Below are 25,704 nucleotides of genomic sequence, written 5' to 3' on the forward strand. Positions count from 1 at the left end.
TTCGCTTACTTTTTCTTCAGCTCTACATATACCTTTTCCTCTTCGTCAATATAGTCCAGTTCCATATAATCCTCTGTCCTTCCGGACAGATTTTTCTTCACAAGAGCGCCCCTGATATAGGCGGATACCGAGCGGTAGATGACCGCAAAGGCCGGCACTGCGATCACCATGCCCACAAAGCCGAACAAACCGCCAAACAGCAGGATGGAAAAGAGCACCCAGAAGCTGGGAAGCCCAGTGGAGCCTCCTAAGATCTTCGGTCCCAGGATATTGCCGTCAAACTGCTGGAGCACCAGGATAAAGATCAAAAAATACAGGCACTTCATAGGGCTTACCAGAAGGATCAGAAATGCGCTGGGTATTGCTCCGATGAATGGTCCGAAAAATGGGATCACGTTGGTAACGCCGATGATTACACTGACAAGCAGCACATAGGGCATTTTGAGAAATTTCATGGCAAAAAAGCACATGATCCCGATGATCAGGGAATCCAGAAGCTTACCTGTGATAAAGCCCCCGAACACGCTGTGGGCAAAGCGCACCTCGCCGATGATGCGGTTGGCATCCTTTACCCGCAAAAGCCCGTATAGGATCTTCTTTGACTGGGCGCAGAGGGTATCCTTCATATTCAGAAAATATACCATCACGATCATGCCGATCAGGATATTTTTCACCACGGTAAACACGCTTAAGATGCCTGTGGACACCCGGTTAAACAGCATGGAGGCATTTGGCACAGCCTCTGTGGTGAGCCATACCTGGAATTTCTCCACCATCTGCTCGTACAGAGGCATGATAGTGTGCTCCAGGGATGGATTGTCCTCCAAAAGCTTTGTGAGCCACTGGGTCAGGTTGTTGACATTGCCCTCAATGCTGCTCTGGAGTCCCAGGATACTGTCGTAGATCTGTGGAATGATCATCCAGCACAGCCCTGCTACAATGGATAAAAGCACTGCCAGGCTCACGATCGTTGCCGCCATCTTTCCGATCCCCCGCCTTGTGTGCTCTGTCTTTACCACACGCCTCAGTTTCTCCTCTGTCCGTGAAAGTGTGCGGTTGTAGATCGGGAGCATCAGATAAGCCAGCACGCCCCCATAGATGATGGGCATCAGGATCCCTGCCAGCTTTCCAAAGGCATTGGATACCACATCAAACCGCGATAAAAAGAAGCCGAAGGCCACGCTGCAGGCGATCACTGCCAGCGCCGTGACACCCCAGTATATATATTGTTTAAATTTGGGATTTTTCATGATAAATTTACTCCTATGGTGTAAGTTTTGCCTCATTTGGGCCAATCATTCAAAATAGACTGCCATCTGTGGTTTATATCACCAGTATATCATGACTCTATTCTTACAGCAATTGGGATTTTTCGCGGATTGCGCACAGAAGTGGATTTTTACGGTATTTTAACAGGAGGCCGGTGATCCGTTCACCAGCCTCCTTCTTCATTACGAAGTATCCAGCAAAACGCGCCAGTGACGCGTTTTGTCGGATTTTCAGAATACGATCAATCTCCTGATACAGGCACCGGCTTCTCCAGAGAGCCCCTTACCGGAGCCTCCTCCACTGCCGCTGCCTCTGCATTCCTGCCCTTTTTCAACACACAGGTGTATACAAAGGTTCCCAGGCAGGCTGCTGCAAATACCAGGCCTGCGGGGTAGGAAATGGCGGCAGAGAGACGGAAGCCCTCGCTTGCCATTAAAATGTAGGTGCTGCACACAGCCGACATAAAGGTCGCCGGGATGGCGGTGATCCAGTAGCTGCGTCTCCGGCGGAACAGGTATACGGAAGCTGCCCACAGGGAGATCATTGCCAGAGTCTGGTTGCTCCAGGAGAAGTATCTCCATACCGCCTGGACATCCACCTGCGTCAGGAAGGCGCCCACAGCCAGAAGGGGAACCGTAAGCAGCAGACGATTCTTAATCGGCTTCTGGTCAATCTTGAACCAGTCTGCCAGTGTCAGACGGGCACTTCTGTAGGCTGTATCCGCTGAGGATATGGGGCAGGCGATCACGCCGATCATAGCAATAACTGCTCCTACTCCGCCCATGGTCTTAAAGCAGATCTCATACACCACATTTGCCTGGCCGCCCTTCAGCGCCTCTGACAGGCCACCGGTGCCATTGTAAAATGCCACGCCTGCCGCAGCCCAGATAAGGGCGATGATCCCTTCCGCTACCATTGCTCCGTAGAAAATATTGCGCCCCTTTCTCTCATCTGTCATGCAGCGTGCCATCAAGGGAGACTGTGTTGCATGGAAGCCGGATATGGCTCCGCAGGCCACGGACACGAACATAGTTGGCCAGATCGGTGTCTTTGCAGGATGCAGATTCTGCAGGGTGATCTCTGGAATGGTATAGTCACCCAGCACAATGGCACCGCCCACGCCCAGGGCCATAACGATCAGACAGATGCCGAAGATCGGATAGATCTTGCCGATCACCTTGTCAATAGGAACAAAGGTTGCAATGAAGTAATAGATCAGCACCACTGCCAGCCAGAACTTTGCGTCCAGGACAGTAGGTGTCAGCATAGCCAGAAGGTTCGCAGGGCCTGTGGAGAAGGTTACTCCTACCAGGACCAGGAGCACAACGGAGAAAACACGCATGACCTGCTTCATGCCGTTTCCCAGATACATGCCGGTCAGCTCGGACACGCTGGCTCCCTTGTGGCGCATGGACATCATACCGATCATATAGTCATGTACGCCGCCGCCCAAAAGCGTTCCAAAGGTGATCCACAAAAATACGCTGGGGCCCCAGGCTGCTCCTGCCAGTGCTCCGAATATAGGGCCCAGGCCCGCGATGTTTAACAGCTGGATCAGGAAAATGCGGGCATTTCCCATTGGCACATAGTCTGTTCCGTCCTCCATGGTAATGGCCGGCGTCTTCCGGTCATCCGGGCCAAATACATTCGATGTGAATTTTCCGTATAAAAAGAATCCCCCGATCAATAGTGCAATACATCCAAAAAAGCTAAACATATGAACCCTCCTTCTTTTATTTTGCCTTTTATCTTTCTTGCTTTCTTGTCTGTATTATACAAAATGGTCAGAAAAAGAGAAGAGTTCTTGTATGAACTGTAGGTTTTGCCGTATAAACGGTAACATGAGGGAAGATATGGTCAGGATAAGTGCAGGAGCTGCCGCAGTTTACGCACCTTTTCACGGCTTACCGGAAGGATATCCTTTTCAAAGCCCCGCATCTTTAAGGCAACGCTGTTGCTGGCCCAGGGGAACAGCTCACTGACGGCGTTTAAGTTCACCAGATAGCTTTTGTGTATCCGGTAAAAGCCATAGGGCGACAGCTTTTTCTCGTAATCTCCCAAAAGCAGGTTCTCTGCATAATCTCCTGACTGGGTATGAAGAATGCAGGAGCGCCCCTGCGTTTCAATATAGGCGATCTGGGAGATTTCCAGAAACACCGTCTTCCTGTTGGTATTCACTGCCAGCCGCCCTGTGGAGGCCGGCGCAGCCTTCCGTTCCTCCATATTGAGGACACAGCGCTCCAGGACCTGTTTTACCCTCTCAGGCTCAAAGGGCTTTAATATGTAATTCTCCACTCCCAGCTCAAAGGCCTTTACCGCATAGTCTGAATAGGCCGTGGCAAAGATAATGCGGGCGTCAGGCATCATGCGCTTGACGGCAGCTGCCAGAGTCGTTCCTTCCATATCATTTAAATTGATATCCAGGAACAGAATGTCAAAGCTCTGGCTTCCAAAGAGCCCCAGGGCCGCCACTCCGCTGTCAGCCTCAAAAATACCGGCTTCCGGCAATATTTCCCTGATCTGGTGAATGAGCTCGCTCCTCGCCGGGCGCTCGTCATCTACTACTGCAATTTTCACTCTTATCCTCCTTTTTCTTGTGTTAAGCCCCAGGTCCTATGACCTGGCTGTCCCTGCAGCAGCTTCCCGGTACTCCTCTGCCAGCATATCTGCCACCGGGCTGGGAGATATCAGGAAGGCAGCTTCAGAGCCTTCCTGAGAGGAAGAAATCCGGAGTCCTCCCTCTTCTCCATAAATGCTTTTCAGCCGCCTGTGGACATTGAAAAGGCCAATGCTCCTTCCGGTTTCTGAGGCCTCTCCCTCATAGAGCTGCCTTAGGACCTCCGGCGGAAAGCCCGGTCCATGATCCGACACACAGATCGTTACTCCCCCGTCCTGCTCTTCTGCCCTGATCTTCACATAGCGGTATCCCCGGCGGTCCGCACCATGGCGGATGGCATTTTCCACCAACGGCTGCAGAATGAAGGATGGGACCATACAGTGCAGATCCTCAGGAACCTCCATCTCTACCTGAAGCTTTTCCTCAAACCTGGCCTTTTCCAGCTCCAGATAGTTCATTACCTGAAAAAGCTCTGTAGCAAGGCTCACAATATTGCGGTCATTTTCAAGAGTCTGGCGGTAATAGGTTGCCAGCGTGCGCAAAAGAGCCCTGGAGCGCTCCGGATCCTCCCGGCAGACACTGGCAATGGTGTTCAGGGCATTATACAGAAAATGGGGATTGATCTGGGATCTCAGCGCCCGGTATTCCGCTTTCTTTCGCTGGCGCCTCTGATAATCCAGATCAGCCAGCTCCAGCTGGGTGGAAAAGAGACGCGACAGCTCCTTTAAAAAGGTCACAGTAGCATTGGAAGAATGCCACTGTCTTTTGGCGATCAGCACCAGGCAGCCAGCCGTCTGCTCCATCTGGATCAGAGGGGCAGCTACCAGCACATCATTTTTCAGCGCAGGATACAGAGGCTTCTTTTTATCATCAAAGGTGCAGGACAGCGCCTCCTTTTTCTCCATGGCCTCCTGCACATGAGGAGGAAGCCCATGAAAGGAAAAACGCTCCCTGTCCTTCTCATTTGCAGCCAGGGCAAGTATCTCCTTTTTGTTCGTTATCATTACACAGGAGCATTTGATAGACTGGAAAATGATCCCGGCTACCGCCTCCATATCCGGCCTGCTCTGCAGGCCCTTGCGCAGATGAGGAAGACTCTGCTCCATGAGCTGGAACGCAAGCCTGATCCTCCCGGCAGCCGCATTGTCATCCTCCACAAATACGATATTGAAGGTTCCGATAAAGACCACCATGCCGATGGAATTTAGCAGGATCATGGGAAGGGCTATGATTTTTACCAGCGCCAATGCCTGGTCAAAGGGCCTGGCAAGGCAGAGGATGATGAGCATCTGTATCACCTCTGTGGCTGCTGTCAGGAAGAAGCTGCCAAAATTATCCCATCTTCCCCTGCGGAAATAGTGGGAAAACAGCGCCCCCAGCATGCCTTCCGCAAAGGTGGATACCGCGCAGGAAACAGCGGTGAAGCCGCCGATATCAAAAAGATAGCGGTGAGCCCCTGCGATCAGGGCAGCGCCGATCCCCACGGCAGGGCCTCCCAAAAGCCCGGCAGCCAGCACGCCGATCACTCTGGTATTGACAATAGCCCCTGCAACGCTTGTTCCCGTGTAGGTGGACAGGATGCTCATAAGGCCGAAGATCACTGCCAGAGCACATTTTCCCAAAAAGGAATTGCTCTCATCCAGAAGCAGCCGCCGAACAACCGGGATCCTTGTCAGAACCCCGGCCACCAGCACAAGAAGTCCGATATTCAGTATCATATTCAGAAAAATGCTGTCTGCCATAGTCCCCCTCCCGCTCTCTTCTATCACACATTATACATGATTCTAAAAAGCTTGAACAGATAATATTCTGCAGACAAATACAAAACAGAACATAAAAATAGCAGGCAATACAAAATTTGCCTGCTGCTCCATGTCCTGCTCTGTCTGAAAAGCCATTGACGTGATTCGAACACGCGACCCCTTCATTACGAGTGAAGTGCTCTACCGGCTGAGCTACAATGGCATCCGAACATATTCTGTTCTTAAGATGAAAGAAGGCCGCTGCACATGCAGCAGCCTCTTTCTCATGACCTGACCGGGAATCGAACCCGGGTTTACGCCGTGAGAGGGCGTCGTCTTGACCGCTTGACCATCAGGCCTTACATTGGGAAACAATATCTGTTTCCTATGTAGGTGAACAATCCGCTATAAGCTTCTGTTCATAATCGAGGCGACGTGATTCGAACACGCGGCCTCTGCGTCCCGAACGCAGCGCTCTACCAAACTGAGCCACGCCTCGATACCTTTGGTAGTATAATACAAAACCCTCCAGTTGTCAACCATAAATTGTCAAAGTTTTTAAAAAAATTGTAACTATTCCTCTTCCGGCTCATAAAGCCTGTCATAGTCATAATTTCTATAAAACTCCTCCACCCTTTCAAAATACTCCCCTGCATTCTCCTTCGTCAGCCTGTGCTCCCCTTCTGCCATCCACTGGATCAACTGGTCACCCACTGCTTCCGAATAATGGATCACATCCATATAGTTCCCCAGGTCACAGGTAATATCAAACTGGTCATCAAACCCAAACAGCCTTACATTTTCGCACTCCAGAAGCAGCTCCGCTTCCAGCCTGAGGGCTTCCGCATACCTTCTCAGCTCCCCCTTGCTCAGCAGTTCGCTGTCCCAATAGCTGATGCTGTAAGGCGGTATAAAATAGTAAAAAGTGATCTGGGGATTTGCTCTGGCCGACGCCAGCACATTCTGCTCCAGATTCTCTGTCACCATGACCCGGTCTTCCTCTGTAAAGGGCAGCTCTTTTGGGCGCTCCTTCACTCTTCCATAGGTTCTGAGGACTGCCTCCTTCCCCCATTCCTTCTCCGGCGCCCAATTCATATACTCATCAAAGGTCGTGGTATGACCTCCCGCCTTCGTAAGGCCCAGTACGCTCTTCACATTTCCAAACAATACTTCCTTGTTCCAGACATAGTTCACATCATTCAGGATATTTTCATCATAGAGGTAATCCGGATTAGGAGCTGTCTCATTCCAGTCATCCTTATCTGCCAGAAGGAAGTTTCCATCCAGGCTCCGGAGCACTACTCTGATCTCAGGATTATATGCAATCGCCCGTCTCACTGTCTGGTCCACTTCTTTATAGGTTGCCCCTCCAAAAGGGATCTTGATGGATGTCACTCCAAAAAGGCGGTCGAACTGGGAAGCCTTAAAATTCTCTGTCATAGACGTGCCTGTCAGCACGGCATCATAAGCAAAATGACGGCTGATACCATCATTTTGGTAGCGCTCGCTGTCAATGGGATAGCTTAAGCCTTCTATTGGCCCGTGGTAATGGAAAAACGGATCCACGGCTGCCACTACTCCGCCGCAGATGATCAGCGCAGCAAACGTCAGCCCCAGCACTCCCCAGAGCCAGCGCTTATATATCCCTTTGACCATTTTCATATCCTCTGTCTGCTGTTTCAATCTTTTCTCTCCTGTAATCCGCCGCCCTGTTTACGCCGCAGCCGGCCCGCAGGCGGCAGGCTTTAAAACTGAAAGTAAATAAATGTAGCAATCCCTGACAGCGACAACACCGACCATACCAGCATCAGCGCAGTCCCCAGGGCACTCATGACCGTAGGACGAAACTGCTTTTTCGACAAATTCTCCGTGTTCATCACTATGTATAGCGCTATCACATACAGGAGCATCACTGTCGTTACCCTATGGTTCCGGAAAAACGACGGAAGCTCCACCAGCTGAAAGCTCTCGATAAAGCCGGGACTTATCTGCATATGTTCAAACCTTCCCAGCTTTTTTAAGAAAGATACTGCCTGGGAAATGCTGTCGGCCCGAAAGATCACCCAGGTCAGATTCACAAATCCGAAGGTCACCATCCACTGAAATGCCACGTGAAGCCTGTCCCACTGCTTTCCAAAGGCTCTTGTAAGGCATTGTGCCAGCCCGTGGAGAAATCCCCAGAGGATAAAGGTCCAGTTAGCCCCATGCCAGATCCCGCTCACCAGGAAAATGACCATAATATTCACATAAGTCCGTACGCTTCCCTTCCTGCTGCCTCCCAGCGGGAAATAGATATAGGTGCGCAGGAAGCGCGTCAGGGTCATGTGCCAGCCCTTCCAGAACTCCACCGGCGACAGCGCCTTGTAGGGCGAATCAAAGTTCTGTGGAAGCTCCAGACCCAACATCAGGGAAACTCCCATGGCCATATCACAGTATCCGCTGAAATCAAAATATAACTGAAAGGTATATGCCAGCATCACCAGGAAGGCATCCGCTGCGCTTAAGCCCTCCAGCGCTGAAAATCCCCATCCCACCGGAGCTCCAAAGCACTCTGCCAGTATCACCTTCTTAAAAAGGCCTGCAGCCAGCAGCATAAGCCCTCTGGCCAGCTTCTCAGGATCCGGCCTTAAGCGGCTTTCATCCTGAAGCTGCGGCATAAATTCCCAGTGAAGGATAATAGGCCCCATGGCGATCTTTGGAAAGTAGACTGTAAAAAGAAGGTAGTCCCAAAAGGAATACCCTCTTGTCTCCCCTCTATAGGTATCCACCAGCCAGGCAATCTGCTGAAAGGTAAAAAAGCTGATGCCTACCGGAAGAAGGATATCCTTAAAAAAGATATCCTGGGACAGCAGCACATTCAGATTGTCAAGAAAGAAATGGAAATACTTATAGTAGAACAGTACAAGCACATTGGCTGCAATGCCTGCAGCCAGCACTCCCCTGCTCTTCTTTTTCTGAAGAAGACAGGAAAATATCCAGTTCACCACTGCACTGCCAAGGAGCAGGATGAGATACCAGGGATTTCCCCATGCAAAAAAGAGAAGGGACGCCCCAGTCAAAAACAGCTTTGCCCATGTTCCCTTCTTTGCTGCACACAGCCCAAAGTATCCTGCCAGCACGGCAGGGAGGAACACCATTAGAAATAAATATGAATTAAACTGCATACCGGCCCTTCTCTTCCTATGTTCGTTATCCGAAAAACTTTGATGCGTAGCCCTGGAGAAAGATCCCCAGCACGATCAGCGGCAGGATGCAGCTCACATATACTCTTGCCCATGTAGGGAATTTCACGCCCTCTCCCTCATTGGCCTCTGCCATAAACTTCTCAAAGCCCCATCCGTAACGGCTGGTGCAGAACATGAGATAGATCATGCTTCCAATGGGCAGAAGGTTGTTGCTCAATATGAAATCCTCCAGATCCAACACGGTGCTTCCTGCACCCAGAGGTTCAAAACCGCTCCAGATATTAAAGCCCAGAACGCAGGGAACAGACAGGACAATGATCGCAATGATATTGCAGACAGCCGCCTTCCTGATGGAACAGCCTGTCAGGTCTGTCGCAAACGAAATAATGTTCTGGAACACGGCGATAATTGTTGAAAACGCCGCAAAGGACATAAACAGGAAAAACAGGGTGCCCCAGATCCTTCCGCCTGCCATGTGGTTAAATACATTGGGCAGCGTGATAAAGATAAGGGAGGGACCGGAGGAGACCTCAATGCCGTAAGCGAAGCAGGCCGGGAATATGATCAGGCCTGCCATAAAGGCAACCAGGGTATCAAGCAGGGTAACGCTGATGGCCTCGCCGGTAAGGCTCCTCTCCTTTCCAATATAGCTTCCAAAAATTGCCAGGGCACCGATACCGATACTCAGGGTAAAGAAGGACTGGCCCAAAGCGGCAAATACCGCATCGCCTATCCCGGCAGAGGCCATTTTCCCAAAATCAGGCTTTAAATAAAATTCCAGTCCGGGTCCGCCGCCCTCCAGCACCATGGAGTGCACAGCCAGGACTACCATGAGCATGAGCAGACATACCATCATGGCCTTTGTAATGCGCTCAACGCCATTCTGAAGCCCCATCGCACAGATACCAAAACAGATAAGCACTACAAGCACCATAAAAATACCCATGAGAACAGGATCCGCCAGCATATTTCCGAATTCGCCTGCCACACCTGCACCGTCCAGGCCTTCAAAGCTTCCGAGCAGCATTTTAAAGAAGTAAAGCAGCATCCAGCCGCCCACTGTGGTGTAGAACATCATGAGCATATAGTTGCCGCCCATGGCGATATACTTATTCCAATGCCACTTTGTCCCCTTTGGCTCCAACAGGTCAAAGGACAGAGCCGCGCTCCTTCGGCTGGCCCGGCCTACTGCGAATTCCATGACAACGATCGGAAGTCCCAGGACCAGAAGAAATACCAGATAGATCACTACAAATGCAGCGCCGCCGTACTGTCCTACAATGTACGGAAAACGCCATACGTTGCCCAGTCCAATGGCACAGCCTGCTGATATCAGGATGAAGCCCAGCCTGGACGAAAATTTTTCACGTTCCATTTTCATTCCCCCATATATATTTTACCAAACTCTTCTGGCTGTCCCCCACCGAAAGTTTGCCGCTTTACCGCTTTTAAGTGAAGAAAGTCCATAAAAAGCAAGAAAGAGTCCTTGCACAGCAAAGAACTCTTTCACATGTTATCATAGAATCGGAAAAATAGCAACGATTTTGCGCCATAGCTCCCGGCAGCCGTCTGAACTGTTACGAAAAATCAAACAGGGACAGCTGATTTGACTGAGGCAGGTCCTTTAACAATCCCAAATCTGCCATCAGGGAACAGAGGGTGCCGTTTACCTTTGTCCTGCTGCCAAAATCTTCAATGGACAGGAAGGGCCCGTCCTTTACTGCGTCCACCACAGCCTCCGCTGCTTTTTCTCCCAATCCGTCGATGCTGCTCAAGGAGGGCATCAGCTTTCCGTCTATGATCTGGAAATGTCTTGCCTTTGCCCGGTAGATATCGATAGGGATAAAATCAAAGCCCCTCGCATACATTTCCTGGACAACACGCATATCCCGCAGGGTATCCTGCTCCTTCTTTGAGAGGGTATCGGCGCGTTTTTTATAGTCTGCCAGGTAGTACTCCAGCTTATCCCGCCCCTGGCACATGATCTCATAGGAAAACGCGCTGGCGCGGATACTGAAAAATGCCGCATAGTAAGCCAGCGGATAAAAGATCTTACAGTAGGCAATGCGCCAGGCCATCATGACATAGGCCGCCGCATGGGCTTTCGGGAACATGTATTTGATCTTCTTGCAGGACCAGATGTACCAGTCAGGCACACCGTGGGCCTTCATCTCCTCCTCCCACTCCGGTTTCAGTCCCTTTCCCTTTCGCACGCTCTCCATAATGGTAAAGGAAAGTCCCTGCTCCAGGCCCTGGGCAATGAGATAGACCATGATGTCGTCTCGTGTACAGATGGCTGTCTGAATGGTGGCCTTTCCCTCCTGGATCAGGGTCTGGGCATTGCCCAGCCACACGTCCGTACCGTGGGCCAGCCCCGCAATACGCACAAGGTCGGAGAAATACTTCGGCTTTGTATCAAGAAGCATCTGCATGGCGAAATCCGTGCCAAACTCCGGCACGCCCAGAGCCCCTAAGGGACAGCCTCCGATATCATCCGGCGTGATTCCCAGAGCGGAGGTATTTTGGAACAGGCTCATAACCTCCTTGCTGTCTAAGGGAATGTCCTTTACAGGGTCAATGCCTGTCAGGTCCTGGAGCATACGTATCATGGTGGGATCATCGTGTCCCAGGATATCAAGCTTTAGCAGGTTATGGTCAATGGAATGATAGTCAAAATGGGTGGTCACCGTGGAGGTGGTCATATCGTTTGCCGGGTGCTGTACCGGGGTAAAAGAGTAGATCTCCTCACCAAGCGGAAGGACGATGATGCCTCCGGGATGCTGTCCCGTGGTGCGCCTTACTCCCACGCAGCCCTGGACAATGCGGTTGATCTCGCAGCCCCGCTTTCTGGTGCCGCGCTCCTCGTAGTACTTCTTCACATAGCCAAAGGCCGTCTTATCCGCCAGTGTGCCGATGGTGCCTGCACGGAAGGTCTGTCCCTTTCCGAAAATGACCTCGGTGTAATCATGGGCCTTACTCTGGTATTCACCGGAAAAGTTCAGGTCAATATCAGGCTCCTTATCTCCTTTAAAGCCCAAAAAGGTCTCAAAGGGGATGTCAAAGCCGTCCTTTTGAAGAGGAGTCCCGCACACCGGACAGTTCTTATCGGGCATATCACAGCCCGCCATGCCGGAGAACTTCTTTACCTCCTCAGAGTCAAAATCATAGTACCTGCATTTTGGACAGTGATAATGTGGGCTCAGGGGATTTACCTCTGTGATACCTGACATGGTTGCCACAAAGGAGGAGCCTACGGAGCCTCGTGAGCCCACCAGATAGCCGTCCTCGTTGGACTTCCACACCAGCTTCTGTGCGATAATGTACATCACCGCAAAGCCGTTGGTGATGATGGAGTGCAGCTCCTTTTCCAGGCGGTCCACAACGATCTGGGGCAGGTCCTCCCCGTACATCTCATGGGCCCTGTCGTAGCAGATTTTTGTCAGCGTCTTATCAGAATCCGGGATGACCGGAGGGCATTTGTCAGGGCGCACAGGGGCAATCTTCTCACACATGTTAGCGATCTTCCTGGTATTGGTGACCACCACCTCGTAGGCCTTGTCCGGTCCCAGGTAGGAAAATTCCGATAACATTTCCTCTGTGGTGCGAAGATACAAGGGTGCCTGGTCGTCAGAGTCCTTAAAGCCCTGGCCTGCCATGATAATGCGCCTGTAGACCTCGTCCTGGGGATCCAGAAAATGGACGTCACAGGTAGCGCATACCAGCTTGCCGAAATGCTCTCCCAATTCCACAATTTTTTTGTTGAGGTCAATCAGATCCTGCTCTGTCTTGACTGTGCTCTTCTCATCACGGAGCATAAAGGCATTGTTCCCCAGAGGCTGTATCTCCAGATAGTCATAGAAATTCACCAGCCTTGCAATCTCCGTATCCGGCGCGCCGCGCAGCAATGCCTGGTACAGCTCTCCTGCCTCACAGGCAGAGCCGATGATCAGGCCCTCCCGGTACTTATCCAGAAGACTCTTCGGTATCCTGGGCCTTCTGGCATAATACTCCAGATGTGACCAGCTCACCAGGCGGTACATGTTGATACGGCCAATGTCATTTTTCGCCAGGATAATGACATGATGGGTGGGAAGCTTCATGATCGCCTGGGCATCCATGGTGCTTAAGCCGTTTAACTGGTCCAGATCCTCGATACCGCGGTCACGGAGCATTTTCACAAAGACAGCAAATATCTCCGCTGTGGCCCCGGCATCATCTACTGCCCTGTGGTGGTTCTCCAGGGAAATGTTAAGGGCCTTTGCCACTGTGTCCAGCTTATAGCGGTTTAGGTTTGGAAGGAGCAGCCTTGCAATGGATACTGTATCCAGCACCGTGGGGTCAAAGGGGAGTCCCAATTCATCTGCAAAATGGCTGATAAATCCCACATCAAACCCAGCATTATGGGCTACAAGGACAGAATCCCCCACAAACTCCAGAAATTCCGGCAATAATTTATCGATTTTTGGGTATGGAAGAACCATGGCATCGTTAATGCCCGTCAGCTTTTCAATGTCAAAGGGGATCGGCACATCCGGGTTTACAAAGGTGGAAAACCTGTCCGTGATCTTCCCGTCAGCTACCTTTACCGCACCGATCTCAATGATCTTGTTCTTCTGGGGGCTAAAGCCTGTGGTCTCAATGTCAAAGACCACGTAGGTGTCCGCAAAGCTCTGACCCTTTGGATTCTCCACCAGCTGTTTGGTATCGTCCACCAGATAGCCCTCCACGCCGTAGAGGATCTTGAAGCTATCTCCCTTGTCCAGAGCATGATTTGCGTCTGGGAAGGCCTGAACACAGCCGTGGTCCGTCACAGCCACTGCCGGCATCCCCCACTGCTTTGCCCGTTTAATGATGCTCTTGACCTCAGAGACGCCGTCCATATCACTCATCTTCGTATGGCAGTGGAGCTCCACCCTCTTTTCCAGGCTGGAGTCCATACGCTTACTGGTAAAGTCCTCGCCCTTTTTGATACCTACGATGGATCCCAAGGTCAGCTCGCCGTCAAATTTGTCAATGGTGGTAACGCCCTTGACCTTGATGAACATTCCCACATTAATGGCTGCCTTGACCTCGTTAAAGATCTCAGGGCGGATGAACATTTTCACTGTGATGGTGTCTGTAAAGTCTGTCACGTCAAAGGTCAGGATGAATTTTCCGCTGCGCAGCTCCCTGTTTTCACAGGTAAGGATCTGGCCCCGCAGAGTCACCTCGCCGATCTCTCCGTCGATCTTTTCGATCTCGATGAAATCATCCTCAAAATCACGGCCATAAAGCACATCTGGATTGTTGGAGCGCTTGACGGAATATTTCCGGTCTTCTCCAAAACCATTATCCCTGTCCTTTCCCCAGCCCTTTCTTCCTTTGCCCGGCTGAGGCTTTCCTACCTCCGGCTTCTTGCCTCTGCCGAGGATCTGACCGGAGGCCTTGGGATTCTGGGCACTTCCCGCCGGAGCGCCCGCACCATTTCCAAAGGCGGATGCATAGGCTGCCGCCGTATCCGCAGGGCTTAACGCCAGGCTGTCTCCCTCTTCTGCCAGACTGCCGTCTGCCGCCTGGGCCATGAGCATATCCCAGGGTGCGCTGTCATCTGAAGGTGCATTTCCACCCATAAGGCCCTGGGCTGCATAGGATCCTCCCGGCATATTTTCTGCCTGGCCCGGCATTCCCGGCTGTATGCCTGCCATTCCCATGCTGCTTCCGTCCTGCGCTCCAACGCTTCCTTCCGGCATTCCGGCTCCCGGTGTTCCGGATCCGTTTTCTCCGGACTTTCCAGCTCCCGGCACTCCGGCTGCCGGCCTGGCGCTCATGCCGCCCATGGCCGCCAGCTCTTCCTTATGGTTATTCCAATAGATGGCCTGTGCCTCCCGCTCCAGCTTCTCCTCGATCAGCTGGCGCCTTCCATTATCCTTCTTTGGCACGAATTTGAACCGCACCTCCACCGGCAGCCCGCAGCGCTCCCCAAAGACCTTTTCCAGCACCCGCTTTAGCTCCGCTGTCTTATCGCGGTTCACCATGGTGTCCTCAATGGTCAGCACCATAATATCCTCTTTTTCAAAGGTAATCTCCGCCTTGCGGAACATGGTGTACTCGATGATGCTGTAATGCTTCAGCTCCAAAAGCAGGCTGTCTTTATACATCTGCAAAAGCTTTTGGGGCGTATACTGCTCCGACAGGCTGTAACGCTCCAAAAGCTTTATGGTGATCAGCTTGTCCGGGAAAAGCTGATCCTTGATGCCCTTTTCCAGATCATAGATATTCTGCTTATGGATAAGCCTGGTGCTCTTTATGTATACCCGAATAGAGCTTCTATCCCTGGCAGAGGTGATCTTTTCTACCTGTGCCAGGCCTAAAAGCTCTTTTAACGGCTGGGCTATATTTAATGTAGGAAATACTTCCAGAAAATTCTTTGCCATAGATTCTTTCTTCTCTCACAAAACACGGCAGAAGGCCGCCGCCTTCGCCATTCTGCACAGAAAGGCTTGGGAGCCGTGCAAAAGGACCTGCTCCCACTTTCTGTGCAATTACATCGACGTGTCAATGCCCCTCTGCCATAGCGGAAAGTTCTGCCTTAAGAGCCGGCAAAAGCTCCTCCTCAGGAAGCTTCTTCACGATCTCACCTTTTTTGATGAGCAGGCCCTCTCCTACGCCTCCGGCAATGCCGATATCCGCTTCCTTTGCCTCTCCGGGTCCATTTACTACGCAGCCCATGACAGCTACCTTCACATCCAGGCTGTCAAACTCTGCCACCATGGTCTCCACTTTATTTGCAAGACCGATAAGGTCAATGCGGGTACGGCCGCAGGTGGGACATGAAACCACCTCAATACCGCCCTTTCTAAGTCCAAGGGTACGAAGGATCAGCTTTGCCGTCTTAACCTCCTCCACCGGATCGCCGGTCAGGGATACGCGGATGGTATCGCCAATGCCTTCATGAAGGATGATCCCCAGTCCCACAGAGGATTTGATATTGCCGGAGGTCAGGGTTCCCGCTTCCGTAATCCCCACATGAAGGGGATGATCCGTCTTCTCCGATATGATCTCATGGGCCCTCACACACATGAGCACATCTGAGGACTTAATGCTGATGACCAGATTGTCATAGCCCATGCTCTCAATGAGGGCTGTTTTCTGAAGGGCGCTCTCCACGATCCCCTCTGCTGTGACGCCGCCGTACTTTGCCAGGATATCTTTTTCCAGGGAACCGCTGTTGACTCCCACACGGATGGGGATGCCGTACTCCCTTGCCTTATCCACAACTGCCTTTACGCGGCTGCTTTCACCAATATTTCCGGGATTGATGCGTATTTTATCTGCACCGTTTTCAATTGCTGCGATGGCCAGCCTGTAATCAAAATGGATATCCGCCACCAGGGGAATGTGGATCTGCTTTTTGATCTCTGCCAGGGCTTTCGCAGCCTCCATGGTGGGGACTGCCACGCGGATGATCTCACAGCCAGCCTGCTCTAAGCGGTGTATCTGCGCTATGGTGTCCGCTGCATTTTCTGTCTTTGTATTGCACATGGACTGGATCAAAATGGGATTTCCCCCGCCGATGACCCGGTCTCCTATTTTCACGGTTCTTGTATGTTTTCTGTCCATCTCTTCTATTTCCTCTCTTAGAGCTAAAACAGCTTTCTCACATCATTAAACAGTATCAGTACCATAAGTGCCAAGAGCAGAGCCATGCCCGCCATATGGACCATGCCCTCCTTTTCCTTATCAACGGGCTTCCCCCTCACTGCCTCCAGCAGGAGAAATACCAGCCGGCCTCCGTCCAGGGCCGGAATGGGCAAAAGGTTCATGACTCCCAGGTTGGAGCTTAAGAGCACGGAAAAATTTACCAGCATAAGAAGAACTGCCGTGATCCCATAAGGCGCCGCCTCCTCTGTGGCTGAATCAATGGCTGTGACGATCCCCACGGGACCGCTGATCTCCTCCACTGATACAAGGCCGTGGAACATCATATAGAAGCTGTCAAATACATACCGTATCCAGAACTGTACCTCGTAGCAGGCCCTTTTTGCCAGCTCCACGGGATTCTCTGCCCTGCAGACCTTTCCGTCAAAGGCCACGCCGATCTTGTACTGACCGCTCTGCGGGGAATACACAGGCTCCATCTCAGCCTTCATGGTCTCTGTTTTTCCATCCTCTGTCCGGCGTTTCCAGGTAACGGTAACCTCACGCTGGGGATGAGTGAAAAGGTAGGTGGTGATATCCTGGTAGGAATGGACGCGCCTTCCATTGATCGACACGATCTCATCTCCTGCTCGGATGCCCGCAGCATAAGCCGGATAGCCTTCCTCTGTGCCGACCACATACGTCTCATTATAGCCCGTTGCCCCCACCAGTATGAGAGCCAGACCAAAGGCCAGAAGGAAATTAAAGGCCGGTCCCGCCGCTACCACCGATATCCTGGCCCACACGGACTTATTTCCAAAGGCATGTTCGTCCTCATTGGCCTCATCCTCTCCCAGCATCATGCAGGAGCCCCCAAAGGGAAGTATTTTTACAGAATAGCGCGTGCCTCCCTTTTCAAAGCTCCAGACTCTGGGCCCCATGCCCAGGGAGAACTCCAGCACACCGATCCCGTTTAGCTTTGCCAGTAAAAAATGTCCCAGCTCATGGATCAGGATGATCATTCCCAACACCAGCACTGCGATTATGATACTCATCCAGCTGTCACCTGTTGTCAAACCTTTCTGTTTTTTCTGTCAGCCCTGTCCGTACCATGTATTAATACTTCCAGGTGCTCTTTATAAAATCATATGCTTCTCTTTCCGACTCTAGTATCTGTTCCACATTCGGCGCATCCACGACCTTATGGTGCTCCATTGCGCCCTCGATCATGTCCGTAATTGTAAGGTACGGTATCTTACGGTCCAGGAACAGTCCCACGGCCATCTCATTTGCCGCATTGAATACAGTGGGAAGAGAGCCGCCTCTTCTTCCTGCCTCGTAGGCCAGCTTAAGGCCCCGGAAATTTTCCATATCCGGCACATCGAAGGTGATCTCCTTCAATTTTGTGAAATCCAGCCGTCCTCCGGGCAGATACCGCCTCTGTGGGTAATACAGGGCATACTGGATAGGCAGCTTCATGTCCGGTGTTCCCAGCTGGGCGATCACAGCTCCATCCTCGTACTCTACCATGGAATGGATAATGCTGGCAGGCTGCACCACTACCTGAACCTGGTCCATTTCCACATCAAAAAGCCAGTGGGCCTCCATGACCTCCAGTCCCTTATTTACCATGGTGGAGGAGTCAATGGTGATCTTATGTCCCATGGACCAGTTGGGATGCTTTAAGGCGTCCTCCAGCCTGACAGAAGCCATCTGCTCCCTGGTGTATCCCCGAAATGGGCCGCCGGAGGCCGTCAGGAGGATCTTGTGGATCTTATTGCCTGCCGCTCCCTGGAGGCTCTGGAAAATGGCGGAGTGCTCCGAGTCCACAGGCAGGATGGACACGCCCTTTTCCTTTGCCAAAGGCATAATGATGTGGCCTGCTGTCACCAATGTCTCCTTATTTGCGAGGGCTATGTCCTTCCCGGCCTCCATGGCCGCGATGGTCGGACGGATGCCGATCATCCCCACCACAGCTGTGACAACGATCTCGGCGGACTCCTCTGTGGCAGCCTCGATCAGGCCCTCCATGCCGCTTACCACCTTGACATCCAGGTCAGCCACTGCTGCCTTAAGCTCCTTTGCCTTTTCTTTCTCCCAAAGGCAGGCGATCTTTGGCTTAAATTCTCTTATCTGCTCCTCCAGCCTGTTGACACTCCTCCCTGCTGCCAGAGCCGTCACCTCAATATCCTTATTGTAGCGCACGATCTCCAGTGTCTGGGTGCCGATAGAGCCGGTGGAGCCTAAAACTGCAATCTTCTTCATAACTTATATTCTCCCTACTACCCTGGTATCACTTCAAAAATGTAAGTGCAAAATAAATGGCCGGCGCTGTAAAGATCATGCTGTCAAACCGGTCAAGGACACCTCCGTGCCCCGGGATCAGATGGCCGTAGTCCTTGATCCCATGATTCCGCTTGATGGCAGAGGCTGCCAGGTCCCCTACCTGGGAGATCATGGCCGCAATGGCACAGGCAATGGCACAGGCCGCCTGGGGATTTACCAGCTCTGTCAGATGTTCCCGGAATATTGCTCCATAGGCAAAGCCCAGAAATGCCGCTCCTGCTGCCCCGCCGATCGCTCCCTCTATGGATTTTTTCGGGCTGAGTTCAGGGGCCAGCTTGTGCTTTCCAAACATCATCCCAAAGCAGTAGGCGCAGGTATCGCAGCCCCAGGAGCTCAAAAATATCAGCCATACCCGGTAGGCCCCGTCGCTCATAGATCTGGTCTGATACAGAAAGGACAGCATCACCGGCACATAGCACACGCCGAAGAAAGCCCCTGTGATCTCCTCTGTCCTGTACTGCGGAAAGGTAAACACATAGAGAGCCATGAGCATCATAAGGGATGCAATGATCATAAGGGTCAGATACTTCTGCCCTTCCCACCATAGGATCCCGTAATAGGTGAGGGCCGTGGCATAGCCCACCAGCGCAATGGAGCGGCGGTGGATCCCCAGCACACGGTACAGCTCAAAAAGTCCTATCAGGGAAATAACAGCCGACACGGCAAACAAAAGAACGCCGCCCTGTCCTACAAACAGAATAGCCAGAAGTACCAGTATAATTCCGCTTATCAACCGGGTTGTAAACATGGCCTTCTCCTTTCCTTACTTTACTCCGCCAAACCGCCTGTCTCTTTTATTATACTGCCGGATGGCACGTTCTAATTCCTCCTGGTCAAAATCAGGCCACAGGCAGTCTGTCACCACGATCTCCGTGTAAGCCAGCTGCCACAGAAGATAGTTGGAAAGCCTCAGTTCCCCGCTGGTACGGATGAGGAGATCCGGGTCCGGCATATCTGCCGTATCCAGGTAGGAAGCAAAGAGTGCTTCATCCACCTGGTCCGGGGTGCATTTGCCCTGGGCACAGTCTGCTGCCAGCTTTGCTGCTGCGCGGCGGATCTCATCCCTTCCGCCATAGTTTACAGCGATAACAAAGGTCAGCCCTGTGTTGTCCTTTGTCTCCCGCTCCAGGCGATTGATTCCCTCGATAATGTCCTTATCAAAACGTGTTCTGTCTCCAATCATCTTTACCCGCACATTGTTGGCGGAGGCGACCTTTAAAAGACGTACCATATAATAACGGAACAGCTGCATGAGGGCTCCCACCTCTTCAGCAGAACGCTTCCAGTTCTCTGTAGAGAAGCCGTAGACAGTCAGGTACTTAATGCCCATACGGGCGGCGGTCTCTACTGTTTTTTCTACCGTCACACAGCCCTCCTTGTGGCCCATGGTACGGGGAAGGCCACGCTTTTTGGCCCATCTTCCGTTGCCGTCTAAGATCAGTGCTACATGCTGCGGTATTACTAAATTTTCTTCCAGTGCCATAATTCCTGCCTTTCTTTTGTAAGCGTTAGAGGCTGCACATAATAAGGGGGCAGGAGTCTCTCCTGCCCCTGTATTCTTTTATAAAGGATTAAACTGTCATGATCTCCTTTGTCTTTTCCTCTACTGCCTTGTCCACCTTCTCGATCATTTTGTCAGTGAGCTTCTGCATCTTCTCTGTTGCCTGTGTTAAATCATCCTCAGACATATCTCCGCTCTTTTCCATCTTTTTGAAGGCATCATTGGCGTCTCTGCGGATGTTGCGGATCGCTACCTTTGCGCCGTCACCTTTTTTCTTTACATCCTTTGCAACCTGCTTTCTGCGGTCCTCTGTCATCTCCGGGAAGATGAGGCGGATGCAGCTGCCGTCGTTGTTGGGATTGATACCCAGCTCAGAGGTAAGGATAGCTTTCTCGATTGGCTTTAACAGGCTCTTCTCCCATGGCTGGATCACGATCATGCGTGCTTCAGGAACGGAGATGTTGCCTACCTGCTGGAGGGGAGTTGGTGTGCCGTAGTAATCCACCTTGATCTTGTCAAGTACCCGCGGGTTGGCACGGCCGGCACGGATCGTGCCGAAATCGGACAGCAGTACGTCCAATGTCTTATTCATCTTTTCCTCATACATTTTTAATTCTTCCATAAGTTCCTCCTCTTATGCAGCTGACGCTGCTGGTTTTTGATTATGCGGTCACTATGGTGCCGTTAATGCGGCCCTGCATGGCGTTGGCGATTCCATCCTTCTCATTTAAGCTGAATACTGCCATGGGCATCTTGTGCTCCATACACATGATGGAGGCGGTCAGGTCTACCACTGCCAGTTTCTTCTCAATGACCTCCTGGATGGAGATGGTATCGTATTTCTTTGCATCCGGATTCACCTTCGGGTCGCTGTCGTATACGCCGTCAATGGCTTTTGCCAGCAGGATGCAGTCTGCGTCCATCTCAATGGCGCGGAGGGCAATGCCTGTGTCTGTGGAGAAATAGGGATGGCCTGTGCCTCCTGCGAAGAAGACTACCATGCCTTTTTCAAAATATTTGTTTGCTCTGTCCTTGGAGAACAGCTTTGTCATGGAGCCGCACTCAAAGGGAGTAAGTATCTGGGTCATCATGCCTGCATTGCGGAAGATCTCTGATACGTAGATGCAGTTCATGATGGTAGCTAACATGCCGATCTGGTCTGCTTTGGTACGGTCTATGGCTTCACTGGTACGGCCGCGCCAGAAATTACCGCCGCCGATAACGATCCCGACCTGGACGCCGGCATCAACGGAAAGCTTTACCTGGCGGGCGACCTCCTTGACGGTGGCTTCGTCGAAACCTGTTTTGTTCGGGCCGGCAAGGGCCTCGCCGCTGAGTTTTAAGAATACGCGTTTTTTGTTCATGGGTTTGGATGGGACTCCTTGTGTTTTTTTCTTCTTTTTTACGGGCTGCTGCTGCGCAGGACGCGATTTTTGATGGGAAGTACGGCAGAGCGACTCCGCAGTGCGCGCTCACTTCCGCTTCGCTGCAGTTCGCTCACGGGCGTCTACGCTCCGCTCCGGTCCTTGCTAAACGAGTGCCACCGGCACTCAGCAACGCCCTATGAAAAAAGCCTGACAAAAATAGGCTTTCGTGCGAGCACGACGCTGGCGCTCCCCGCGACTCCGCAGTGCGCGCTCACTTCCGCTTCGCTGCAGTTCGCTCACGGGCTTCGCCCTATGAAAAAAGCCTGACAAAGAGAGGCTTTCGTGCGAGCACGACACCTCTCTTTGTCAGACTTTTTTCGCACTGCTCATTGCCTACGTGGACATTATACCACACCCTCCACGTTTTGGAAAGCGGAATCTGATACCACGTGGATATGGGGATATGGGATCGTGATGCCTGCTTCGGCGAATCTTTTCTTGAGTTCCAGCCGGATGTCGCTGCATGCTGCAAAATTATCATCCGGTGTTTTGGTCCATACCGTGGCTCTTATGATGATTCCGCTTTCACCCAGCTCCGTCACAAATACATTCACCTTATTCCCCACGCTTTTATCCTGCCGGATATCCAGTACCAGCGGATGGTTCTCTATGATCTCTTTCATGATCGCCATCGCTCTCTCTGTATTGCTCTCGTAGCTCACAGGGACTGCCATATAGCTTCCTATATAATCATTGGTATAGTTACTGTTTTCCACGATCTCCTTATTGATCACGCTGTTTGGGATGATCATACGGCTGTTGTAATAGGTGCGGATGATCGTATGGCGTACGGTCATATCTTCCACAATGCCGGAAATGCCTAAATTGCTGAGATTTACTTTTTCCCCCACATTAAAAGGTCTGGACCAGCTGAGCATGATCCCGCTGATGACATCGGCAAGTACCTGCTGGGCAGCAAAACCGACGATGGCTACTAATAAGGAGGAACTTGTCAGCAGCGTTGCACTCAGGGTTTTTGTGGTGGTGAAAAGGCCGCTCAATGTAATACAGGCTAATACCGACCAGAGCACCTTCGACATGCTCTTTAAAAACTTTAAATGGATCTGATCCTTATGCTTTAGGATCATGCCGAATACCTTGTTGATGGCGTACATTCCCGCAGTCCACACAATGGCGATAACAGCAATCTGTATGATGATAATGTTCATTCACTTACCCCTTGTTTCTGTTTTATCGTGTTAGTGTACCACAAAAAATAGGAACTGGCAATCTCTTTGAAGCTTATCCATACCACTGTTTTGCATATTGATCATAGGCCGAATTCCCGGAACAGACTCTGCTGGTAATCATGATCAGAGGCAGCTTTCACAATATCTTCTGTCCGGTTGCAGCCTGCAAGGAGCTGATTCAGGCGGTTGATACGCTGCCGTTCCTGCTTTACTCCCTCCTCTACTCCCTGCCGGACTCCATCCTCAAATATCATCTGTCCAATCTGTGTCATGCATATTTCCTCCTTTATCTTATCACGAAATTCATCATCAATGATCTTATCTGTAAATGTCACTATCCCGGCCAATGCCTGCAGAGTCTGACTGCGTTCTCTAATGTGCTTTGCAAGCTCCACTGCCGCTACAATCAGCTTCCGCTTTTCTATTATGCTCCTTTTCTCTCTTTCTCTGCAGGATGTTCCCTGTGCATACCCTCAACTCACACCACCTCCACACTGTATACTGTCAATAAGTGAATCGCCCGCGGAACCCGCGAATTGAATAAATAGATAGAGATACTTCCGAACTTCTCCAGAAAAGAATATCCCAAAGACTTTTTATGAAATAAAAATAAACGATTTTTGTCTGTCTGTCAAATATCTTTGACTAAAAACGCCCCGCATCTTCGTTGAAAAATTTAAGCCGCAGACACATTTCTCGGTCTGCGGCCTTTTTCGCAATCATCCTATGCAAGCGTATTCTCTATCCTGAATAACCATTGTCTGCTGCCCTTGAGATGCCAGTCTCAATTTTTCAATCCATTTACAGCTTCATTCCTTTAAATAGGGCCTCAATTTTTCTACAAGGACATGGACTTTTGTTCCTGGAGCGGCAGCAGAAGGGGATTTTCCTACGTTTATCTTATCAAGCTTTTCAGCATTGGCAATAGCAGCTTCCATATATGGAAAGAGAATCTGGTACATATCTGCACGATTTTTCTCATATTCTCCCACTCCTTGCGCATTCAAGATCTCTGTAAGTTTTGGCCAATAGGTGCTCCTATGCAGGTCAGACTGCATGAAACTGAAATGGAGAAGAAACCATAATTCTATGCACTGGTTTGACCAGATAGCGTGATAGACGGTTTCTTCCGTTGATTCTTCATCACAAAGCTGTGCCGTCTTGTTGATATGATCTGCGGGGAAATCATCGGTATCATAAACCACCCATACATGCTTATATCCATTTGCGGATGAAGCAGCCATTTGTTTTGCTTTTTGAAAAAGATTCAATGTATTATCACCGGCACCATGGATATTAAGCTCAATTCTGTCTGGGTATGCACGATTGATAATATCTTTCATGGCTCCGAAATAGGCTGGTTCTGTCTCAGTTCCTTCTGTGACAATCAGATGGTATTCCGGCTGTATCTTCTTTGGTTTATCGCGTCTTGCTTTCATCCAGTTTTTGTCAAGATCACTTTTCTTATGTGGTTTTAGAGTCATTTAAATCCACCTCCCAACATATTTGAGAGATATGGATCAGCACCATAGCGGCCTTCCAAATACTGCTTATCATAAGCCGCTGTGTTCTTCACCCTGTCATTATCCTCACCGCGGATTTCATGGAGAGAGTAAATCTCGCTTTCATGGGCTTCGTTTTCTGCCGCAAACCAGATCTCATCGCGGCGGAATACCGTATTCTTCAACGTGTACATATCATGAGAGGTAAATAGGAGCTGAGCACCGTACTTGTTGATTTCCTTATTTTTAAATAAAGAAATTACATAACGGAGAAGTTTTGGATGGAGCTTTGCATCCAGCTCGTCTATAATGACCATGCGGCCTTCTCGGAGTGCGAAAAGGATTACAGGAAGAGCAGCAATCAGCTTTTTAGTACCATCGGACTCATTTGAAAAGGATAATTCATATTCATGTGATTGAAGCGTTCTCTTCATAAATAGCTGATGGTTTTCCTCATCATAACGATAATCGGTGATATCAATATCCATGTCGTTTAATGCTTGAATAAATTGGTTCTTATATAGAGCATCCTTCGCAAGCATAATCTGATGCTCTATCATAGGATTCGCATAACTTCTAATAATACAACTCTCAAACCAGGTCATAACTTCGCTAATGACAGAAATATCGTAGTTGATTGCCAGAAATGAAAGATATGGCATCTTTGGATTAACGCTGGTATTCATGCTCTTCTTGCTTACACTATAGCCAAGAGTGATACCCTCTGTCTCACGCTCGAAAATCATAGCCGGCTTCTTACCAGTAATAGCTTTGCGGTAAAGCGACTCAGAGATAACCTCATCATGTTTCAATGAAATGTAGTAGCAATATTCGTTCTTATCAATGCGAAAAAACAATCGAAACTCTGTAGGTTCATTGCAGGAGGTTTCATCAAATAAAAATGGAATAGCATCCACCTTCTGCTGGAGGATGAATTTCTGACGGTTCTTCTCAAGTTCGTGCACTGGTTTAACAACGGTGGAAATAACACATGAAAGAGCCATGAGCAGATTGGACTTACCGCCTCCGTTTGGTCCATATACAACGCTTACCGGAAGCAGATCAACTGCCTTTTCATCTGTAATTAATGTATCCTTGAATTCAGGAAGCATAGCTGCCTGAAAATCTAATGTGGTTTCTCCCTTATAAGACTTAAAATTCCGAAAAGAAAATTGGCATAACATATATTCGCACCTCCTCTCCTAAAAGTATTATATGCTAATAAAAGCCAAAATACAAGTTTTATACAGATTTTAAGAAAAATATTTTCTTAAATGCACATATAAATCGCAAAAGATACCGCAGGTA

Annotated in this window: 19 protein-coding genes and 3 tRNA genes; all 22 read right to left on the reverse strand. The window is 50.4% G+C overall.

All coding sequences use genetic code 11. The features are described 5' to 3' along the window. Positions 1-5: 5 nt before the first annotated feature. Complete coding sequence (locus LIZ87_RS04205; RefSeq protein ID WP_178315315.1) at positions 6-1,250, reverse strand: AI-2E family transporter; 1,245 nt, start codon at positions 1,248-1,250, stop codon at positions 6-8. Between the two features lie 260 nt (positions 1,251-1,510). Beyond that, the gene (locus tag LIZ87_RS04210; RefSeq protein WP_227145449.1) at positions 1,511-2,986 is read right to left on the reverse strand and encodes a carbon starvation CstA family protein; all 1,476 of its coding nucleotides are present in this window, start codon (positions 2,984-2,986) and stop codon (positions 1,511-1,513) included. A 140-nt stretch (positions 2,987-3,126) separates the two neighbouring features. Beyond that, a complete protein-coding gene (locus LIZ87_RS04215; protein WP_227145451.1) occupies positions 3,127-3,846 on the reverse strand; it encodes a LytR/AlgR family response regulator transcription factor in 720 nt (239 codons plus the stop codon). 36 nt (positions 3,847-3,882) lie between these two features. Continuing rightward, positions 3,883-5,628 carry a LytS/YhcK type 5TM receptor domain-containing protein gene (locus LIZ87_RS04220; protein WP_178314927.1) on the reverse strand — a complete coding sequence of 582 codons (1,746 nt, stop codon included), beginning with the start codon at positions 5,626-5,628 and terminating at the stop codon, positions 3,883-3,885. 150 nt (positions 5,629-5,778) lie between these two features. Further along, positions 5,779-5,851 (reverse strand) — tRNA-Thr (locus tag LIZ87_RS04225). A gap of 64 nt (positions 5,852-5,915) precedes the next feature. Then, positions 5,916-5,987: transfer RNA gene (locus tag LIZ87_RS04230), tRNA-Glu, on the reverse strand. 66 nt (positions 5,988-6,053) lie between these two features. Then, positions 6,054-6,127: transfer RNA gene (locus LIZ87_RS04235), tRNA-Pro, on the reverse strand. A gap of 74 nt (positions 6,128-6,201) precedes the next feature. After that, positions 6,202-7,290: a hypothetical protein gene (locus LIZ87_RS04240; RefSeq protein ID WP_178314931.1), complete on the reverse strand. Its 1,089-nt coding sequence runs from the start codon at positions 7,288-7,290 to the stop codon at positions 6,202-6,204. A gap of 83 nt (positions 7,291-7,373) precedes the next feature. Further along, entirely contained in the window at positions 7,374-8,792 is a 1,419-nt protein-coding gene (locus LIZ87_RS04245; RefSeq protein ID WP_227145455.1) for an MBOAT family O-acyltransferase, read from the reverse strand. A gap of 25 nt (positions 8,793-8,817) precedes the next feature. Then, positions 8,818-10,188: a sodium-dependent transporter gene (locus LIZ87_RS04250; protein WP_227145539.1), complete on the reverse strand. Its 1,371-nt coding sequence runs from the start codon at positions 10,186-10,188 to the stop codon at positions 8,818-8,820. A 202-nt stretch (positions 10,189-10,390) separates the two neighbouring features. Further along, positions 10,391-15,226 (reverse strand): PolC-type DNA polymerase III, encoded by a 4,836-nt coding sequence (locus LIZ87_RS04255; RefSeq protein WP_227145457.1) that lies wholly within the window; start codon positions 15,224-15,226, stop codon positions 10,391-10,393. Between the two features lie 121 nt (positions 15,227-15,347). Then, positions 15,348-16,412: a flavodoxin-dependent (E)-4-hydroxy-3-methylbut-2-enyl-diphosphate synthase gene (gene ispG, locus LIZ87_RS04260; RefSeq protein WP_178316179.1), complete on the reverse strand. Its 1,065-nt coding sequence runs from the start codon at positions 16,410-16,412 to the stop codon at positions 15,348-15,350. A gap of 23 nt (positions 16,413-16,435) precedes the next feature. Next, a complete protein-coding gene (rseP, locus tag LIZ87_RS04265) occupies positions 16,436-17,485 on the reverse strand; it encodes an RIP metalloprotease RseP (RefSeq protein ID WP_227145459.1) in 1,050 nt (349 codons plus the stop codon). A 61-nt stretch (positions 17,486-17,546) separates the two neighbouring features. Continuing rightward, positions 17,547-18,695, reverse strand: coding sequence for a 1-deoxy-D-xylulose-5-phosphate reductoisomerase (dxr, locus tag LIZ87_RS04270; RefSeq protein WP_178316919.1), 1,149 nt, complete (start codon positions 18,693-18,695; stop codon positions 17,547-17,549). 28 nt (positions 18,696-18,723) lie between these two features. Beyond that, positions 18,724-19,524 carry a phosphatidate cytidylyltransferase gene (locus LIZ87_RS04275; protein WP_178316920.1) on the reverse strand — a complete coding sequence of 267 codons (801 nt, stop codon included), beginning with the start codon at positions 19,522-19,524 and terminating at the stop codon, positions 18,724-18,726. A gap of 15 nt (positions 19,525-19,539) precedes the next feature. Continuing rightward, positions 19,540-20,259, reverse strand: a complete 720-nt coding sequence (locus LIZ87_RS04280; RefSeq protein ID WP_227145460.1) for an isoprenyl transferase — start codon at positions 20,257-20,259, stop codon at positions 19,540-19,542. A gap of 88 nt (positions 20,260-20,347) precedes the next feature. Continuing rightward, entirely contained in the window at positions 20,348-20,899 is a 552-nt protein-coding gene (frr, locus tag LIZ87_RS04285) for a ribosome recycling factor (protein WP_178316922.1), read from the reverse strand. A gap of 40 nt (positions 20,900-20,939) precedes the next feature. Beyond that, the gene (gene pyrH / locus LIZ87_RS04290) at positions 20,940-21,641 is read right to left on the reverse strand and encodes a UMP kinase (protein WP_227145462.1); all 702 of its coding nucleotides are present in this window, start codon (positions 21,639-21,641) and stop codon (positions 20,940-20,942) included. A gap of 407 nt (positions 21,642-22,048) precedes the next feature. Continuing rightward, positions 22,049-22,873: a mechanosensitive ion channel family protein gene (locus tag LIZ87_RS04295; protein WP_227145464.1), complete on the reverse strand. Its 825-nt coding sequence runs from the start codon at positions 22,871-22,873 to the stop codon at positions 22,049-22,051. Positions 22,874-22,974: 101 nt separating this feature from the next. Next, positions 22,975-23,289 (reverse strand): hypothetical protein, encoded by a 315-nt coding sequence (locus LIZ87_RS04300; protein WP_227145466.1) that lies wholly within the window; start codon positions 23,287-23,289, stop codon positions 22,975-22,977. A gap of 414 nt (positions 23,290-23,703) precedes the next feature. Continuing rightward, positions 23,704-24,378 carry an RloB family protein gene (locus tag LIZ87_RS04305; RefSeq protein ID WP_178315595.1) on the reverse strand — a complete coding sequence of 225 codons (675 nt, stop codon included), beginning with the start codon at positions 24,376-24,378 and terminating at the stop codon, positions 23,704-23,706. Continuing rightward, positions 24,375-25,580, reverse strand: a complete 1,206-nt coding sequence (locus LIZ87_RS04310; protein ID WP_227145468.1) for an AAA family ATPase — start codon at positions 25,578-25,580, stop codon at positions 24,375-24,377. The genes LIZ87_RS04305 and LIZ87_RS04310 overlap by 4 nt, the downstream gene beginning before the upstream one ends. Positions 25,581-25,704: the final 124 nt, after the last annotated feature.

The sequence above is a fragment of the Lacrimispora sp. 210928-DFI.3.58 genome, from assembly GCF_020554865.1.
Classification (GTDB): Bacteria; Bacillota; Clostridia; order Lachnospirales; family Lachnospiraceae; genus Enterocloster.

What these genes read in the sequence shown, in the direction of transcription:
- LIZ87_RS04205 (WP_178315315.1), bottom strand. Translation starts at nt 1,250, where the DNA reads ATGAAAAATCCCAAATTTAAACAATATATATACTGGGGTGTCACGGCG.
- LIZ87_RS04210 (WP_227145449.1), bottom strand. Translation starts at nt 2,986, where the DNA reads ATGTTTAGCTTTTTTGGATGTATTGCACTATTGATCGGGGGATTCTTT.
- LIZ87_RS04220 (WP_178314927.1), bottom strand. Translation starts at nt 5,628, where the DNA reads ATGGCAGACAGCATTTTTCTGAATATGATACTGAATATCGGACTTCTT.
- LIZ87_RS04240 (WP_178314931.1), bottom strand. Translation starts at nt 7,290, where the DNA reads ATGAAAATGGTCAAAGGGATATATAAGCGCTGGCTCTGGGGAGTGCTG.
- LIZ87_RS04245 (WP_227145455.1), bottom strand. Translation starts at nt 8,792, where the DNA reads ATGCAGTTTAATTCATATTTATTTCTAATGGTGTTCCTCCCTGCCGTG.
- LIZ87_RS04250 (WP_227145539.1), bottom strand. Translation starts at nt 10,188, where the DNA reads ATGGAACGTGAAAAATTTTCGTCCAGGCTGGGCTTCATCCTGATATCA.
- LIZ87_RS04255 (WP_227145457.1), bottom strand. Translation starts at nt 15,226, where the DNA reads ATGGCAAAGAATTTTCTGGAAGTATTTCCTACATTAAATATAGCCCAG.
- ispG (WP_178316179.1), bottom strand. Translation starts at nt 16,412, where the DNA reads ATGGACAGAAAACATACAAGAACCGTGAAAATAGGAGACCGGGTCATC.
- rseP (WP_227145459.1), bottom strand. Translation starts at nt 17,485, where the DNA reads ATGAGTATCATAATCGCAGTGCTGGTGTTGGGAATGATCATCCTGATC.
- dxr (WP_178316919.1), bottom strand. Translation starts at nt 18,695, where the DNA reads ATGAAGAAGATTGCAGTTTTAGGCTCCACCGGCTCTATCGGCACCCAG.
- LIZ87_RS04275 (WP_178316920.1), bottom strand. Translation starts at nt 19,524, where the DNA reads ATGTTTACAACCCGGTTGATAAGCGGAATTATACTGGTACTTCTGGCT.
- LIZ87_RS04280 (WP_227145460.1), bottom strand. Translation starts at nt 20,259, where the DNA reads ATGGCACTGGAAGAAAATTTAGTAATACCGCAGCATGTAGCACTGATC.
- frr (WP_178316922.1), bottom strand. Translation starts at nt 20,899, where the DNA reads ATGGAAGAATTAAAAATGTATGAGGAAAAGATGAATAAGACATTGGAC.
- pyrH (WP_227145462.1), bottom strand. Translation starts at nt 21,641, where the DNA reads ATGAACAAAAAACGCGTATTCTTAAAACTCAGCGGCGAGGCCCTTGCC.
- LIZ87_RS04295 (WP_227145464.1), bottom strand. Translation starts at nt 22,873, where the DNA reads ATGAACATTATCATCATACAGATTGCTGTTATCGCCATTGTGTGGACT.
- LIZ87_RS04305 (WP_178315595.1), bottom strand. Translation starts at nt 24,378, where the DNA reads ATGACTCTAAAACCACATAAGAAAAGTGATCTTGACAAAAACTGGATG.
- LIZ87_RS04310 (WP_227145468.1), bottom strand. Translation starts at nt 25,580, where the DNA reads ATGTTATGCCAATTTTCTTTTCGGAATTTTAAGTCTTATAAGGGAGAA.